General features: G+C 65.8%; 16 protein-coding genes, 1 tRNA gene and 2 pseudogenes. 9 read left to right on the top strand and 10 right to left on the bottom strand.

Features of this window, described 5'->3' with window-relative positions:
- The first annotated feature begins 220 nt into the window (after positions 1-220).
- Positions 221-1,177, top strand: coding sequence for a glycoside hydrolase family 5 protein (locus XarbCFBP7408_RS19245; RefSeq protein WP_104564318.1), 957 nt, complete (start codon positions 221-223; stop codon positions 1,175-1,177).
- Positions 1,178-1,521: 344 nt separating this feature from the next.
- Here the strand turns inward: XarbCFBP7408_RS19245 and XarbCFBP7408_RS19255 are convergent, their stop codons facing one another.
- A complete protein-coding gene (locus XarbCFBP7408_RS19255; protein ID WP_104564320.1) occupies positions 1,522-2,100 on the bottom strand; it encodes a response regulator transcription factor in 579 nt (192 codons plus the stop codon).
- Positions 2,097-3,323, bottom strand: a complete 1,227-nt coding sequence (locus tag XarbCFBP7408_RS19260; RefSeq protein WP_181106972.1) for an ATP-binding protein — start codon at positions 3,321-3,323, stop codon at positions 2,097-2,099. The genes XarbCFBP7408_RS19255 and XarbCFBP7408_RS19260 overlap by 4 nt, the downstream gene beginning before the upstream one ends.
- Positions 3,324-3,443: 120 nt before the next feature.
- On the opposite strand from XarbCFBP7408_RS19260, the gene ispG reads away from it, so the two are divergent.
- Positions 3,444-4,709 carry a flavodoxin-dependent (E)-4-hydroxy-3-methylbut-2-enyl-diphosphate synthase gene (gene ispG / locus XarbCFBP7408_RS19265; RefSeq protein ID WP_016903102.1) on the top strand — a complete coding sequence of 422 codons (1,266 nt, stop codon included), beginning with the start codon at positions 3,444-3,446 and terminating at the stop codon, positions 4,707-4,709.
- A complete protein-coding gene (locus XarbCFBP7408_RS19270; RefSeq protein WP_104564322.1) occupies positions 4,690-5,388 on the top strand; it encodes a phosphatase PAP2 family protein in 699 nt (232 codons plus the stop codon). Before ispG ends, XarbCFBP7408_RS19270 begins: the two co-directional genes overlap by 20 nt.
- 83 nt (positions 5,389-5,471) lie before the next feature.
- Here XarbCFBP7408_RS19270 and XarbCFBP7408_RS19275 read toward each other — a convergent pair whose 3' ends face one another.
- From XarbCFBP7408_RS19275 to amaB, 8 genes and pseudogenes are all read right to left on the bottom strand, one after another.
- Positions 5,472-6,770, bottom strand: a complete 1,299-nt coding sequence (locus XarbCFBP7408_RS19275; RefSeq protein ID WP_104564323.1) for an MFS transporter — start codon at positions 6,768-6,770, stop codon at positions 5,472-5,474.
- A gap of 189 nt (positions 6,771-6,959) precedes the next feature.
- Positions 6,960-7,175, bottom strand: a pseudogene (locus tag XarbCFBP7408_RS19280) (aspartate/glutamate racemase); the annotation flags it as partial.
- 140 nt (positions 7,176-7,315) lie between these two features.
- Positions 7,316-8,227 carry a DMT family transporter gene (locus tag XarbCFBP7408_RS19285; RefSeq protein WP_104564324.1) on the bottom strand — a complete coding sequence of 304 codons (912 nt, stop codon included), beginning with the start codon at positions 8,225-8,227 and terminating at the stop codon, positions 7,316-7,318.
- Positions 8,221-9,273, bottom strand: a complete 1,053-nt coding sequence (murB, locus tag XarbCFBP7408_RS19290; protein WP_104564325.1) for a UDP-N-acetylmuramate dehydrogenase — start codon at positions 9,271-9,273, stop codon at positions 8,221-8,223. The genes XarbCFBP7408_RS19285 and murB overlap by 7 nt, the downstream gene beginning before the upstream one ends.
- Positions 9,270-10,325 (bottom strand): quinone-dependent dihydroorotate dehydrogenase, encoded by a 1,056-nt coding sequence (locus XarbCFBP7408_RS19295; protein WP_039521311.1) that lies wholly within the window; start codon positions 10,323-10,325, stop codon positions 9,270-9,272. The genes murB and XarbCFBP7408_RS19295 overlap by 4 nt, the downstream gene beginning before the upstream one ends.
- Positions 10,326-10,330: 5 nt before the next feature.
- Positions 10,331-11,098: a class I SAM-dependent methyltransferase gene (locus tag XarbCFBP7408_RS19300; RefSeq protein WP_181106970.1), complete on the bottom strand. Its 768-nt coding sequence runs from the start codon at positions 11,096-11,098 to the stop codon at positions 10,331-10,333.
- Between the two features lie 2 nt (positions 11,099-11,100).
- Complete coding sequence (locus tag XarbCFBP7408_RS19305; RefSeq protein ID WP_016903110.1) at positions 11,101-11,385, bottom strand: DUF4190 domain-containing protein; 285 nt, start codon at positions 11,383-11,385, stop codon at positions 11,101-11,103.
- 504 nt (positions 11,386-11,889) lie between these two features.
- Entirely contained in the window at positions 11,890-13,422 is a 1,533-nt protein-coding gene (gene amaB / locus XarbCFBP7408_RS19315; RefSeq protein ID WP_104564327.1) for an L-piperidine-6-carboxylate dehydrogenase, read from the bottom strand.
- A 134-nt stretch (positions 13,423-13,556) separates the two neighbouring features.
- Between amaB and XarbCFBP7408_RS19320 the strand changes: the two genes are divergently transcribed.
- The 6 genes and pseudogenes from XarbCFBP7408_RS19320 (at position 13,557) to XarbCFBP7408_RS19345 (ending at position 15,817) form a co-directional block, all read left to right on the top strand.
- Positions 13,557-13,633: transfer RNA gene (locus tag XarbCFBP7408_RS19320), tRNA-Arg, on the top strand.
- 229 nt (positions 13,634-13,862) lie between these two features.
- Entirely contained in the window at positions 13,863-14,303 is a 441-nt protein-coding gene (locus tag XarbCFBP7408_RS19325) for a terminase gpA endonuclease subunit (protein WP_146093793.1), read from the top strand.
- A gap of 9 nt (positions 14,304-14,312) precedes the next feature.
- Positions 14,313-14,423 (top strand): annotated as a pseudogene (locus XarbCFBP7408_RS19330) (IS5-like element ISCARN85 family transposase); the annotation flags it as partial.
- Between the two features lie 92 nt (positions 14,424-14,515).
- The gene (locus XarbCFBP7408_RS19335; protein ID WP_104564328.1) at positions 14,516-15,082 is read left to right on the top strand and encodes a UDP-N-acetylglucosamine acyltransferase; all 567 of its coding nucleotides are present in this window, start codon (positions 14,516-14,518) and stop codon (positions 15,080-15,082) included.
- Entirely contained in the window at positions 15,079-15,534 is a 456-nt protein-coding gene (locus XarbCFBP7408_RS19340; protein WP_258072218.1) for a hypothetical protein, read from the top strand. Before XarbCFBP7408_RS19335 ends, XarbCFBP7408_RS19340 begins: the two co-directional genes overlap by 4 nt.
- A gap of 94 nt (positions 15,535-15,628) precedes the next feature.
- A complete protein-coding gene (locus XarbCFBP7408_RS19345; RefSeq protein WP_104564329.1) occupies positions 15,629-15,817 on the top strand; it encodes a hypothetical protein in 189 nt (62 codons plus the stop codon).
- Positions 15,818-15,859 lie beyond the last annotated feature (42 nt).

A 15,859-nucleotide genomic window follows, 5' to 3' on the forward strand; every position in this document is an offset into this window, starting at 1 on the left:
ATCACTGATGGTGCGCCAGTGTTTTTGTCGACCCACAACGAAGCGGTTGTTTGGCGCACGTGTTCCGGTGCCTGCTCGTTATGTGACATGGGTTGCATCAGTCATGGTGTCAAATTGACACAGTGTTCACGCGCGCTGTGAGTTTTCGCCGCCGCTCGTCATCCTCCCCTCTGTCTGGAATTCGATCGTGAAATCACCGTTGTCCCGTTTTGCCCACCGCATGCTGCTGGTCGTTGCAGGCCTGGCAGTATCCTCTGCCGCGCACGCGGGGCTGTCGGTCTCCGGCACCCAGCTGCGTGAGTCCAATGGCAACACCGTGGTCTTGCGTGGCGTCAATCTGCCGCACGCCTGGTATGCAAGCCGTACCGACGCGGCACTGGCCGCCATCGCTGCGACCGGCGCCAACAGCGTGCGCGTGGTGCTCAGTTCCGGCTATCGCTGGAACCGCACGCCGGAGGCCGACGTATCGCGCATCATCGCGCGTTGCAAGAGCCTGGGCCTGATTGCGGTGCTGGAAGTGCACGACACCACCGGTTATGGCGAAGACGGCGCTGCCGCCGGCCTGGCCCATGCCACTGCGTACTGGACCAGCATCCGCAAGGCGCTGATCGGCAACGAAGACCAGGTCATCATCAACATCGGCAACGAGCCGTTCGGCAATCAGTTGAGCGCCAGCGAATGGGTCAACGGCCATGCAACCGCGATCGCCGCATTGCGCAAGGCCGGACTGACTCACGCACTGATGGTGGATGCGCCGAACTGGGGCCAGGACTGGAAGTTCTACATGCGCGACAACGCCGCCGCGTTGCTGGCGCGCGACAGCCGCCGCAACCTGATCTTCAGCGTGCACATGTACGAGGTGTTCGGCAGCGATGCGACGGTCAACAACTATCTGCGCGCCTTCCGCGATAAAAAGCTGGCGCTGGTGATCGGCGAGTTCGGTGGAGACCACCGCGGCGCGCACGTGGACGAGGCGGCGATCATGCGCCGCGCTCGCGACTACAACGTCGGCTATCTTGGCTGGTCGTGGTCGGGCAATGACAGCAGCACGCAATCGCTGGATATCGCAATCGGCTGGAACGCCACGCGCCTCAGCAGCTGGGGGCGCAACCTGATCCTGGGCGCCGATGGCATCACCGCAACCTCGCGCAGGGCGAGCGTGTTCGGCCCACGTTGAGAGTGAAGCCCTGCGGTCAGCGTCTTTGGTTTTTCGGGATGCCTGGATAGTTTGCTGCAGAGCTGCAGCGCAGTTGATCTGCGACTTGGCTGCAGGGTCCTTGCCCGCCCACCATCGCAGGACACGCCGCAAGTACGTTCCTGTAGGCGCTTACGCGGCATCCATGCCGCGTAAGGTCCCGCGACGGTGAGCGGGCAAGGACCTGTCGAGGTGGTCGGTGTGCATGTCACCAAGCGTTTGACCTAAGCATCGGATCGCGTCAAAAAAACAGCGCCATGGTTGAATGGATCCAGCCTTGGATCGCACCTGAAAAACACCACGGTTCAACGTCTCGATGCCAGATCTCAACGCCCGGGTTCGCGTAACGGCGCTGGGCTTGGGCGCTTGGTCAGCTTGCGCTGCAGCGAGCGGCGGTGCATGCCGAGCAGGCGTGCGGCGGCGGAGACATTGCCGCCGGTCTCGTGCAGCGCCTGCTGGATGTGCTCCCACTGCAGGCGGCTGAGCGGTGTCATCATTTCCCGCGCGGTTTCTTCCTCGTCCGGCTCCGGCAGCTCGTCGTCCTCTTCGCCCAGCGCGCGCATGATGGTCGGGATATTGGCCGGCTTGGGCAGGTAGTCGTCGGCGCCGAGCTTGATCGCCTCCACCGCGGTGGCGATGCTCGCGTAGCCGGTGACCAGCAGGATGCGCATGTCGGCGCGGATCTCGCGCAGCGGCTGGATCAGGCTCAGGCCGGAATCGTGGCCAAGCTTGAGATCGATCAAGGCGAAATCGGGCAGGGCGCTGCGTGCGGTCGACAGCGCACTGGCCGCGTCGGTGGCGGTCAGGGTTTCCACGCCGCGGCGGGCGAGGCTGCGCTGCAGCGTGCGTAGATACAAGGTGTCGTCGTCGACCAGCAGGCCGGTACGCAGGGGAGTGCCTGTCATGCGAGTGCCTCGTGTTCGGAGAGCGGCAGACGGAAACCGACGCGGGCGCCGCTGCCTTCGGCGGGCAGCATCCACAACTCGCCCTGCAGCCGCTCGACGGTGGCGTGCGACAGCGCCAGCCCCACGCCCATGCCGTCGTGCTTGCCGCTGTTGAACAAGGTGCCTGGCAGCATGGCCTGCGAGGTGTCGAAGCCCGGACCGTAGTCGCGGACTTCGCCGCTGAGATGGTCCTGCTCCACGCGCAGGGTCAGATCGATCTGCGGCCGGCCGGCACGTTCGCCGGCATCGGCCGCATTGTTGAGCAGCACCATCAGCAGATGGCTGACGCCGGGCTGCAGCAGCAGGCGCATCGGTGCGTCGTCGTTGCGGCGCAGCTCGATGGTCGGGCGCACCAGCCGCCATTGTTCCAGCACGTCCTTGACCGCCACCTCGCGGCTGAGATGGCCATTGTCGGCCGGCGCGGCCAGCGCCAGCACGCGCTCGTGGCACTGCAGCAGCAGTTCGCGCAGGGTGTCCAGATCCTCGCGCAATTCGCCCTGGTCGCATTGATCGGCGATGTCGTCGACCAGCAGGGTCATCGTCGCCAGCGGCGTGTTGAGCTCATGCGCCACCGAGGCGGCATGGGTGGCCAGCGCGACGATGCCCTCGTTGCGTGCGAAGCGCTCGCGCAGCGTGGAGATCTCGCGCTCGCGTTCGCGCATCGACAAGGCCAGCCGGGTGGCGAAGGCCAGCACCACCACCGTGGACAGCAGGAAGTTGGCGGCCATGCCCCACATGTGCAGGCTGAGCGGGTCGAAGCTGCCGTAGGGCAGCGGCAGGCCGAACGCCGCACTGATCACATAGCCGGCCACACAGGAGGCTGCCACCGCCATCGCCCAGCCCAGCGGCAGGGCCAGCGCGGCCAGCGCGATCAGCACCAGGAACAGCGAGCCGAACGGGTTGGCGATGCCGCCGCTCCAGCCCACCATCCAGGTCAGCACGGTGACATCGACCAGGATGTGGCCGAACTCGGTGGCCGGGCTGACCGCGCCGCGGTGGGCCACCCGCAGTTGCGCATACAGGTTGAACACCGCCAGTGCGGCCACGCCGGCCCACAAGGGTTGCTGCGGCAGGTCCAGACCCATCAGGCCGGTGGCGACCAGGATGGTGGCGGCCTGGCCGGCGGTGGCCAGCCAGCGCAGGCTGCACAGGGTCCGCAGGAAGGAGGCGTCCGAAGAATTCATCACGGCAATGCTATGCGCTCGGGGGCGTGGCGGCCTGCGACAAACCGTCGCATCGGCCAGGAAGACGGCCCGCGCAGCGCTTCAGCTGTGAGCGGACCGATGACAGGCTAAAATACCGCGATGTACGACGCCGTGACTCGCCCAACCCCTCCCGCCGACGCCACCGCCTGGCCGCGCCGCATCACCCAGGCCGTCAAGATCGGCAGCGTGACCGTGGGCGGCGGCCACCCGGTGGTCGTCCAGTCGATGACCAATACCGATACCGCCGACATCGCCGGCAGCGTCAAGCAGGTGGCCGACCTGTGGCGCGCAGGCTCGGAAATGGTGCGCCTGACCGTCAACAACGCCGAGTCGGCCGCGGCCATTCCGCGCATCGTCGACAAGCTGCGCATGATGGGGATCGAGGTGCCGTTGATCGGCGATTTCCATTACAACGGTCACCAGTTGCTCGCCGCCGAGCCGGCCTGCGCCGAAGCGCTGGCCAAGTACCGCATCAATCCGGGCAATGTCGGCTTCGGCAAGAAGAAGGACCTGCAGTTCGCGCAGTTGATCGAGTTCGCGATCAAGTACGACAAGCCGGTGCGCATCGGTGCCAACTGGGGCTCGCTGGACCAGTCGCTGGCTGCGCAGCTGATGGACGAGAACTCGCAGCGCGCCACGCCCTGGGATGCCGGCCGCGTGCTGCGCGAGGCCTTGATCCGTTCGGCAGTGGATTCGGCCGAGCGCGCGGTGGAACTGGGTCTGGCGCGCGAGCGCATCATCCTGTCGGCCAAGGTGTCCGGTGTGCAGGAGCTGATCGCGGTGTATCGCGACATGGCGAGCCGCTGCGACTTTGCGCTGCATCTGGGCCTGACCGAGGCCGGCATCGGCAGCAAGGGCATCGTGGCCTCGGCCGCCGCGCTCAGCGTGCTGCTGCAGGAAGGCATCGGCGACACCATCCGCATCTCGCTGACGCCGGAACCGGGGCAGTCGCGCACCCAGGAAGTGATCGTCGCGCAGGAACTGCTGCAGACCACCGGCCAGCGTGCCTTCACCCCGATGGTCACGGCCTGCCCGGGCTGCGGCCGCACCACCTCCGAGTTCTTCCAGGAACTGGCCGGCGTGGTGCAGAACCATGTGCGCGCCAAGATGCCGGAATGGAAGATCAGCAACCCCGGCGCGGAAAACATGACCCTGGCGGTGATGGGCTGCGTGGTCAACGGGCCGGGCGAATCGCGCCACGCCAACATCGGCATCTCGTTGCCGGGCACCGGCGAGGCGCCGTCGGCACCGGTGTTCATCGATGGCGAAAAAAGCGTCACCTTGCGTGGCGAAAACATCGCCTACGAATTCATCGATCTGATCGATCAGTACGTCGAACGTACCTATGTCCGCCGCGCCGGCTGAATCGCCGGCCGGTTTCAGGGGATGGCTGCGCAGCAATGCGTGGCGCATGGCATTGCTGTTTGCCGGCGTGCTGCTGCCGTTGGGCTTGTTCGTCGACCTGGCCGACGAAGTCCACCAACTGGAAAACGTCTATTTCGACGAGCCCCTGCTGTGGAGCATGCGCAGCATCGCCACGCCGGGGCTGGATGCGTTTTTCGGGGTGATTTCCAAGATCGGCTACCAGTACGGGGTGATCCCGGCCGATATCGCCATCGTGCTGGCGTTGCTGATGTTGCGGCGCTGGCGCGAGGGAACCTTTGCCGCACTCGGCTTTGGCGGCTCGGCCTTGTTGAACATGGGCGCCAAGCAGGTGTTCCAGCGCGACCGCCCGAGCCTGTGGGAATCGATCGCCCCGGAAAGCACTTTCAGCTTTCCCAGCGGGCATGCGATGGGCTCGATGACGCTCGCCGCGGTGGTCATCGCGCTGGCCTGGAACACGCGCTGGCGCTGGCCGGTGACCATCGCCGCCAGCGGGTTCGCGGTGCTGGTCGGCGTGTCGCGGATCTACCTGGGCGTGCATTACCCCTCCGACATCCTGGGCGGCTGGTCGGCCGCGCTGGTATGGGTGGTCGGGCTGTATCTGGTGATGTTTCGCGGCGCACGGCGGCCGCATTGGCGTCGCCATCTCACCTCGGCCTGAGCGCACGGCCGCGCTGACGTCGAACGTTGTGGGCAAAACATGCGGGTGCCGAGCGTGGTGCACACACTGGTACTGCCTTTGACTCAGCAACGACTTGCACGCTCGCGGCGCCACAACTGTAGCCCGATCACGCTGCCGATCGCGGCCAGCAGAATCATGTAATACGCCGGTCCCATCGGGTGCTGCTTGAGCAGCATCACCACCACCAGCGGGGTCAGGCCACCGAATACCGCATAGCCCAGGTTGTAGGCGAACGACACGCCGGACAGGCGCACCACCGGCGGAAACGCTTCGACCATGACGCGCGGAACCGCCCCCAGGACGCCGAGCGCCGCGCCCAGCAGGGCGTATAGCGGAAACAGCAACTGCGGATCGCCGGCCAGGCGATAGAACAGCCAGGCGCTGGTTCCCAAAAATACGCTGCCGGCAAGCAGCACGCGTCCATTGCCGTAGCGATCGGACAAGGCGCCGGCCACGATCGAGCCGATCGCCTGCAGCAGGACCGCAAGCAGATTGGCCTGCAAGGCGACCGCTGCCGGATAGTGGTACGCGCTCTGCAGCAGCGTCGGCGTCATCAACGACACCACCAGCACCGCGGCTGCCACCATCCAGGTCAGCCACAAGGACTGCGCCACACTGCGTGGATGATCGCGCAGCACCAGCTTGAGCGGCGTTTCGCGCGCGACCGCACGCATCGCCATCAGCTCGGCGAACACCGGCGTTTCGTGCAGCCAGCGCCGCAGATACACCGAAAGCAGGCCGAAGAGGCCGCCGACCAGGAACGGCAGGCGCCAGGCATAGTCGGCGATTTCCTGCGGCGTGAAGGCACGATTGATCGCCCCGGCGCTGAGCGAGCCGAGCAGCACGCCGGCAGCCAGGCCGGCCGTCAACGTTCCGCAAGCCAGCCCCCTGCGCTGCGCAGGCACGTGTTCTGCGACGAAGACCCATGCGCTGGGGACTTCGCCGCCGATCGCCGCGCCCTGCAGCAACCGCATCGTCAGCAGCAGGAGCGGGGCGGCCAGGCCGATCTGCGCGTAGGTCGGCAGCACGCCGATGGCCAGCGTCGGCAAGGCCATCAATCCGATGCTCAGCGCGAACATGCGCTTGCGACCGAGCAGGTCGCCGAAGTGCGCCATCACGATCCCGCCCAGCGGACGGATCAGGTAGCCGGCGGCGAAGATGCCGAAGGTCTGCAACTGCCGCACCCAGTCCGCAATGCCTGGCGGGAAGAACAGTTCTCCCAGCACCGTCGCGAAGAAGATGAAGATGATGAAGTCGTACAATTCCAGCGCGCCGCCCAGGGCGGACAGGGCCAGCGTCTTGTAATCGCCGCGTGTGAGCTGGCTTGTGGGTGCGGTGCCTGTTGCGGAAAGGGTCTTCAAGGCATGACATCCTATGGCAGGTGGTCGCGCGCATGCGCGTGCTGGAGCAGGGACGTTTCGGTCATCCGTACTGTCTGTGCGGCAATGCTCAGCTTGCACGCTCGCCCGCCACGGCGAGGCGGATGCACTTCGGGAAAGGCGCGCTGGCTGCGCCTTCGGTGCCGATCAGTCGCGCACACTTGCGTGCGCCGCCGCTGCCGCCATCGCCTGGCCTGCACCGTCCCAGTCGCCGGCGTGTTGCAGGCGCTCGATCTCATGGAAATCGACGCTGTACAGCACTAGTTTGGCCGAGTGCAGGCCGCCGCAGGCCAGGCGCACCCGCTGGTTGATGATGCGGTAATAGGGCAGGGTGGATTCCCAGCTCATGCCGTCGATCAGGCCGATGGTTTTGCTTGGAACCGGCATGCCGCCCTCACCTTGGAACAGTCAACGAAGTGCGTGCGCATCGCCCCTTCGATGGCCGGGGAGCGCGTACCAGCGCAGTGTACGTCGGCATCGTCGCCACGCCACCGCGCGGGCCGGACAGGCCGCTCGCAGACGGTCGATCACTCGCCCGGTTTTGCGCCTTCCAGCGGTGCGTGCGTGGCGGCGCGACGCGCCAGCACGCTCTCGCGATGGGCGATGTAGACGTTGGCGCAGATGATGATGGCCGCACCGACCAGGGTGTGGCGTTCGATCGCCTCGCCGAACAGCCACCAGCCCAGCAGCGCCACCATTGGCAGCTGCATGAAGCTGATCGGCTGCAGTGCGGAGACTTCGCCCAGCTTGAGCGCGCGCGTCCAGAACAGCTGGCCGGCGGTGCCGAAGATGCCGGTCGCCGCCAGCCAGAGCCAGTCGATGCCCTGCGGCCAGCTCCACTGAAACAGTGCCGGAATCAGCGACATCGGCACCCAGAACACATAGGTGTAGAACACCACGGTGTCCGAGTCGTCGCTGCGTGAGAGCTGCTTGATCTGGATCGCCACCACGGCGCTGATCACCGCTGCCAGCAGCGCAATCAGCAGACCGGGCGTAAAGGTGGACGAGCCTGGCCGCAGGATCACCAACACGCCGATGAATCCGGCCGCCACCGCCAGCCAGCGGCGCAGGCGCACCTGTTCGTGCAGCCACACCACGGCCAGCACGGTGACGAACAACGGGGTGGAATACGACAGCGAGATCGCCTGCGACAACGGCAGGTGGCCGATCGCCCAGAACCCGCACAGCATCGAGGCCAGGCCGATCAGGGTGCGTGCCAGGTACTGCGGCAATTGCCGCGTGTGCGGCAGCGCCTTGCCGGCGCGCAGGATCAGCGGCAACAGGGCTAACAGGCCGAATGCATTGCGAAAGAACGCGATCTCGGTGGTGGCGATCGTGCCCGACGCCAGCCGGATGCAGATGGCCATCAGGCCGAAGGCGAAGGTACTGGTGAGCATCCACAGCGCAGCACGTCGTGATGCCTGCTGCGCTGTCACCAATGCGCCCCGATGATGCGCGGCTCCGGCTCCAGGATCACCGAGTAACGCTCGCGCACCGATTCGGCGATGCGCCGCGCAAACTCCAGCAGCTGCGCACCGCTGGCGGTGCCGTAATTGACCAGCACCAGGGCGTGATCCGGCGACACCCCGGCATCGCCTTCGCGCCGGCCCTTCCAGCCGCACTGCTCGATCAACCAGGCCGCCGACAACTTGCCCTGGCCGGGCTGCTCACCGGGGTAGACCGGCATATCGGCAAAGGTGGCCTGCAGCGCTGCAATCTGCTCGCTGGGCAGCAAGGGATTCTTGAAGAAGCTGCCGGCATTGCCGAGCACATCCGGGTCCGGCAGTTTGCGCCGACGGATGTTGATCACCGCCTGCGCCACATCGGCGGCACCGGCCAGGTCGGCGCCCATGCTGGCCAGTTCCTCGCGGATGCCGGCGTAGTCCAGCCGCAACTCGTGCAGCAGCGGCAGATTGAATTCCACCGCGACGATCAGATAACGCTCCGGCTGCTGCTTGAACACGCTGTCGCGATAGGCAAAGGCGCACTCGGCCGCGGTCAGCCGCACGAACTGCTGGGCATGCAGATCGAAGGCGTCCACCACATGGATGAAGTCGCCCACCTGCGCGCCGTATGCGCCGATGTTCTGGATCGGGCAGGCGCCGACGGTGCCGGGAATCAAGGCCAGATTCTCCAGCCCCGACAGGCCTTGCTGCAGCGAATACAGCACCAGCGCGTGCCAGTTGACGCCGGCTCCGGCGCGCACGATGGCGTGGTCGGCGTGGTGCGCGATGATGGCGATGTCGCGGTTTTCGAAACACAGCACGCAGCCCGGTGGGTCGCCGGCCAGCAGCACGTTGCTGCCGCTGCCCAGCACCAGCAGCGGTTGCCCGGCGATCTCCGGCGCTGCCAGCGCCTGCGGCAAGGCATCGGGTGCGTGGATGCTCAGCAACCAGCGCGCCGTGGCATCGACATGAAAGGTATTGAACGCGCGCAGGGGCGCGTGTTCGCTCAAGTGCCAGCCGGCCTGCGTTGCATCGCTCATAGCGGCGACACCGCACCGCCGCTGGGCGCTTCGCGGCGGCGACGGATCGCGTCCACGCATTCGCCGATCAGCGGCGGCCCGCGATACACCAAGCCGCTGTAGCACTGCACCAGCGTCGCGCCGGCTGCCATCTTGGCCACCGCATCCGCACCGGAGTTGATGCCGCCCACGCCGATCAACGGGATCGACTCGGGCAGACGCGCGCGCAGGCGGCGCAGCACCAGCGTGGATTGCCCCAGCAGCGGCGCGCCCGACAGGCCGCCGGCCTCGGCGGCCAGCGGATGGTTGGCGATCAGGGTGCGCGTCACCGTGGTGTTGGTGGCGATCACACCATCCACCGCCAGATCGGCCAGCACGCGCGCGGCCGCATCGATGTCGCGATCGTTGAGATCCGGCGCCACCTTCACCAGCATCGGCACGCGCTTGCCGTGTTGCGCGGCCAGGGCTTCCTGGGTGTCGCGCAGATCAGCGATCAGCCGGCGCAGCGCCTGTTCTTCCTGCAGCTCGCGCAAGCCGGCGGTGTTGGGCGACGAGATGTTGACCGTAATGTAGTCGGCCAGCGGATATACGCGCTCCATGCAATAGCGGTAGTCGCTGGTCGCCTCTTCGTTGGGCGTGTCCTTGTTCTTGCCGATATTGATGCCGAGCAGGCCGCCGCGCCGCCGCGCGCGTTGCACGTTGGCCACCAGCACATCCACGCCCAGGTTGTTGAAGCCCATGCGGTTGATCACCGCCTGGTATTCCGGCAAGCGGAACATGCGCGGCTTGGGATTGCCTTCCTGCGGCCGCGGCGTCACCGTGCCGATCTCGACGAAGCCGAAACCCAGCGCGAGCAGCGCATCGATGTGCTCGCCGTTCTTGTCCAGGCCGGCACCGAGCCCGACCGGGTTGGGAAACATCAGACCGAAGGCCGGCGTCGGCAGCGGCACCGGGCGCTTGGCCAGCAGCGGCGTGGTGCCGGTGCGGTAGGCGACATCGATGGAGCGCAATGCCAGCGCGTGGGCGCGCTCGGCATCGAGGGAAAACAGCAAGGGGCGGGCAAGCGAATACATGCGGGTCAGTTCAATCCCCCGGCGAACACCCGGGTCTGGTATTGGAAGTCGATCAGCCCGTCGCGCGCATGCGCATCGAACAGCGTGCGCAGTGCGGCGAGCATCGGGGCATGGCGTGGGTCATGCGCGAGCGGGGCATACGACGAAGACAGCAGCCGGCCGCGCAAGGCATCGAAGTCCAGCCGCTGCACATTCGGAAAGCGTGCCATCGCGCGGAAGCCTTCGCCGAACCACGCCTGCATGGTGGCATCGTCCTGATAGCGTTCGGCCACGGCCGAATAGTCGGTGCCGTAGTCCAGCAGCAATTGCTCGTAGCCGCGCAGGAAGTCGGTGGTGTCCAGCTCGCGGCTGTTCCAGTAGATCACCGCCAGCCCGCCGGGCTGCAGGATGCGCGCCCACTCGGCACGCACCGCCTGCACGTCGAACCAGTGAAAGGCCTGCGCCGCGGACACCAGGCCGACGCTGGCGTCCGCCAGTCCGGTGGCCTCGGCGGTACCGTCGACCGCGCGGAAGGTGGGGAACTCCGCCAGCCACTGCTGCGCGGCTGCGCGCATGGCCGGGTTGGGTTCCACCGCCGTGACCGGATAACCGGCTTCCAGAAACAGCCGGCTGGAAATGCCGGTGCCGGCACCGATATCGGCCACCGCGGTGGTCGGCGTCACGCCCAGCTCTTCGTGCAGCCAGCGCAGCAATTGCGCTGGATAGCTCGGCCGGTAGCGCACATAGGCCGCGACGCGGTCGTTGAAGCGTTGGGCGGAGGAGGGCGCGGCCATGCTCAACTGTTGGCGGCCGCAAGCCAGGCCAGGCCGCCGAAGAACAGGATGAAGATCGCCACCCCTGCCACCCAGAGCGCGACCGCCAGCCAGCCGAGAATCAACCCGCCGATGGCCAGCCCGTCGCCGTCCAGCCCCTGCGGATTGCGGCGGATTTCGCCGCGCGCCAGATGGCCGGTGATGATGGCGCAGAGGCTGCCGAGAAACGGGATCAGCGTCCAGCCGAGAATGCCCGAGACCAGGCTGACGATGGCCATGGCGCTGGTCTGTCGAACGACGACGTTCATCATGAACTCCTTGAAGGGCGGGGCAGCCGAGGGCTGGCGTCGCACGATTATCCCAGAGCCGCCGGGCAAAAGGCGTGCCGTTTGCGGCGAAACGCAGTTGCGGGGTCTGCTTCGGCGAATGGGAACGGCCGGAATCGTCGATCGTGCGGGTAGGGCGTGTCATGCCCGTTGAGGCGCATCCTGCCGGACACGCCGGCCGTCGGTGGCGTCGAACTGCCGCCGTGCGGCGTGGCGGGCAGCAGCCAGGCCGGTGCTGCGTGGCACCGGTGTTGCATCGCCGAGGGCAAATGCTGCGCTTCCGCAAGGACGTGGCGTGCTCTGCATGGAACAGCACTGGAGAGTGTCGTCCGCAGCCGCCGATGTTTCTGGGCTTGCGCTGTCACCGCGACGACGAGAACCGGTTGGCTGAGTGCGGCGCCTGTGCCGCACGGGCCACCGCAGCCGTAGCCTCGTTGCAACAACGCGGCGCGCCAAGCTTGTGCCCGGCGCGCCTGCCGGCGTCGATCAAAGATCGAACTTGATGCCCTGCGCCAGCGGCAGCGAGTCGGAGTAGTTGATCGTATTGGTCTGGCGACGCATATACACCTTCCACGCATCCGAGCCGGATTCGCGGCCGCCGCCGGTCTCCTTTTCGCCGCCGAACGCACCGCCGATCTCCGCACCCGAGGTGCCGATGTTGACGTTGGCGATACCGCAGTCGCTGCCGGCCGCCGACAGGAACTTCTCGGCGGCCTTCAGGTTCTGGGTGAAGATCGACGACGACAGGCCCTGCGGCACGCCGTTCTGCAGTTCGATCGCCTCGTCCAGCGTGCTGTACTTCATCACGTACAGGATCGGCGCGAAGGTCTCGTGCTGCACCACCGCGTCGCTGTTCTGCAGCCCGGTGACGATGGCCGGCAGCACGAAGTTGCCCGGGCGGTCGATCGCGGTACCGCCCACTTCGACGGTGCCGCCAGCGGCCTTGGCCTTGGCGATCGAGGCCAGGAACTGCTCCACCGCGCCCTGGCTGTTGAGCGGACCCATCAGGTTGGCCGGGTCGGTCGGGTCGCCGATCTTGCTGTCGAGCTGCTTGTACGCCTTGACCAGCGTGGCCAGCACGTTGTCGTAGATGGATGCGTGCACGATCAGGCGGCGCGTGGTGGTGCAGCGCTGTCCGGCGGTGCCCACCGCGCCGAACACGATGCCCGGGATGGCCAGCTTCAGGTCGGCGGTCTCGTCCAGGATGATGGCGTTGTTGCCGCCCAGCTCCAGCAGGCAACGGCCCAGGCGGTGGGCGACCTTTTCCGCAACCACGCGGCCGATCTGGGTCGAACCGGTGAAGCTGATCAGCGGCACGCGGCCGTCTTCGACCAGCGTCTGCGACAGCGCGGTGCCGGCATCGTTGATCAGGAAGAAGATGTCCGGGAAGCCGGCGTCCTTCAATGCCGCATTGCAGATCTTCATCGTCGCGATCGCGGTCAGCGGGGTCTTGTTGGACGGCTTCCAGATGCAGATATCGCCGCAGATGGCCGCCAGGAAGGCATTCCACGCCCACACTGCCACCGGGAAGTTGAACGCGCTGATGATGCCGACCAGGCCCAGCGGCTGGTACTGCTCGTACATGCGGTGGCCCGGGCGCTCCGAATGCATGGTGTAGCCGTACAGCATGCGGCTCTGGCCGACCGCGAAGTCGGCGATGTCGATCATCTCCTGCACTTCGCCGTCGCCCTCGGGCTTGCTCTTGCCCATTTCCAGCGCCACCAGCGAGCCCAGCGCATCCTTGTGCGCACGCAGCGCCTCGCCACACAGGCGAACGGCTTCGCCACGGCGCGGCGCAGGCGTGGTCCGCCAGATCTTGAAGGCGGCCTGCGCACGCTGGACGATCAGCTCGTAGTCTTCCGGCGTGGTCGCCTGCACCTCGGCGATCACCGCGTTGGTGGTCGGATTGAGCGGCTGCAACACCCCGGCGCCGGTGGCCTGCGACCAGGTCGCCTCGCCAAGATAGGTACCGGAATTGGACGCGGCGAGGTCGAGCGCCTTGAGCAGGTCAGCGGACATGGGATCTCCAAAGGTCGGGACGGTCGCGCGGCGGCCATGGCCTCCCGCGACACGGGTAGCCGCCGATTTTAGCAGGCCCCACCGACCACCCACCGGCTTGGCAATCGCAACGATCGTGCGACAATGCCCACCTTGGCCCCGTAGCTCAGCTGGATAGAGCGTCCCCCTCCTAAGGGGAAGGTCGCCCGTTCGAATCGGGCCGGGGTCACCAGGATCGACGCTTGCGCTCGGTGCATTGCTGGGCGATGTCACCGATTGACTGAGCGGTCATTTGTCGCCTGATGGACCTGATGAAGGCTAAAACATTCCTGGCATACACCGCGGCATCGGGGCCGCGGGCAGCTCGGTGCTCAAGACAATGTCTACGGCTGGCTGAGCGCTGCACTGACGGCAAAGGGTAAGGCCGAGGCGGAAGGGCAGGCCCAGATCTAATGGTGCGCATGCTGCGCTTCCTGGGTGGCCGCGGCGATGAGGTGCCGGACTGGATCAATCTTGATCCGGGAGCGCTGCTGCCGGCGTGCTGCAAGGGACTCACGGTGAAGTTTTACAGCAACGAGCCTGGGTCCTGGATAAAGCCGAAAGGCGTGCGGAATGAGCCGCTGGATACCGTGGTGTATGCGGTCTGGGCGTCGCTGGCTCCGGCGGTAAAAGCGGATGTGACTCGTGAGTCGCAGTGGGAAGAGCTAGAAGGGCAGTATGAGCCGGCTACTGACGGTTTGTTCGATAGGCACGTCAGCGTTCGGATTGGAATTTTCTTGGTGCGCTCGCACCAACTGCGGGTTTCCTTGAAAAAACGGGCTTACCGCAGATGCGCGCAGCTGGATTTGTACGGGATGGCTGCTCGCTCTGATGACAAAGCAAAGGAAGCCAGGAATTGTTAACGCTGAATCCGCCGCTTGAAAGACTACCGCCGGATTTTTACTCGCTTCGAGAGGCTGGATGGCATGCCCCTTGGATGTCTCAGCTTCGTCCTCGGCGTTGACGGGCTTCGGATGTGGTGACAGGCCCTAGTGCAATTCGCGTCATTTGTTACTATCTCGTTAGCTGTAGGGGTGCGGCCCCATGCCGCAATGGAAGCAACAGGGGAAGTGGAATGAGAAAGCTACTCGCCGCTGCGATCGTGATCGCGGCGCTCTCTGGCTGTGCGGCCAATCCGCCGCTCAACTTCTCGGTGCCGGGCGTAGGGGTCAGCATCAAGAAGCTCGATGCCGAGCTGAAGTCGCTCACGGTCACGTTGGCCCGGCCGGACGAGGCAAAGGGCAAGGTGCCGCCTGAGGCGCAGCACGAAATACCGGACATGTGGGAGAACGCCCTGACTGAGGCGCTCAACCGGATGGCGATCTTTCGTGACGACGCACCGCGAAAGCTGAGTTTGTCGGTGAAGATCCTGGCGATCGACATACCGTCGTTCGGCGCGTCCATGACCACCAAGACCATCGCACGCTACGAGCTGATCGATCGAGCAAACGGCAGCATCGTCTACACCCAGGATGTGAGCGCTTCGGGCACTGTGCCGGCGGGCTACGCGTTCGCCGGCGTGATCCGCGCTCGCGAGTCGATCAATCGCTCTGCCCAGAACAACATCGCGCTGTTCCTGCAGGCGTTGGAAACGGTCGACGTCAGCAAGCCGATGTTCCCTAGCAGCCAGGCGACCCCGTGAGGTTGCTCATCGTCGCGGCCATCTTCACGGCTGCGGTCGCTGGGTGCGTACCTAACGTGCGCACCGACAGCTACTCGGTGGGTTCGATTGGCCAAGTCAATCGAACCGTAGCAGGCACGGTGATCAGTGTGCGCGCTGTTTCGATCGATGGCACCCAGGGTGGCGGCGCTGCGGCGGGCGCGGCAGTAGGCGGCATTGCCGGCTCATCGATGGGGGGCAGTGGTCGGGCCAACGCAGTCGGAGCGGTTGGCGGGCTGGTCGCCGGCGCCATCGTCGGTGCTGCAGCTGAGCGCTCGGCATCGCGTGCGGATGGCATGGAGTACGTCGTACAGACCGAAAACGGATCACTGATGACGGTAGTGCAGGGTGCAACACCGGTATTTGCGGCAGGCGCCCGTGTGCTGGTTCTGTACGGCTCGCCGTCCAGGCTGATCGCCGATCCTCGCAATTGATCGGCAGCACCTGATTCCGCAAAAGCATTGATAGGCCCCGTGCGGACTCCTTCATCGGGAGAACTTTCGAAAAATTTTAATTTAAGGCTGACTCATGGAACTGATTTACTTCGCAGCTGCGATCTTCGGCCTCGTGCTGTCGGTGTTGTGGCTGCTGGTGCCGTTCGCCATCTTTGGTATCAAGCCGTTATTGGGACAACTGCTGGCGGAGCAGCGCAAGACCAACACTGCACTAGGGCCTGTTAACACATCCGAAGCCCATCAACGACCAGGACGAAGTTGAGGAATCCAAGGAACATGACGTCCAACTTCTCGAAGCGCGTGA

The organism is Xanthomonas arboricola pv. guizotiae (genome assembly GCF_002940205.1).
Taxonomy (GTDB): domain Bacteria; phylum Pseudomonadota; class Gammaproteobacteria; order Xanthomonadales; family Xanthomonadaceae; genus Xanthomonas; species Xanthomonas arboricola_C.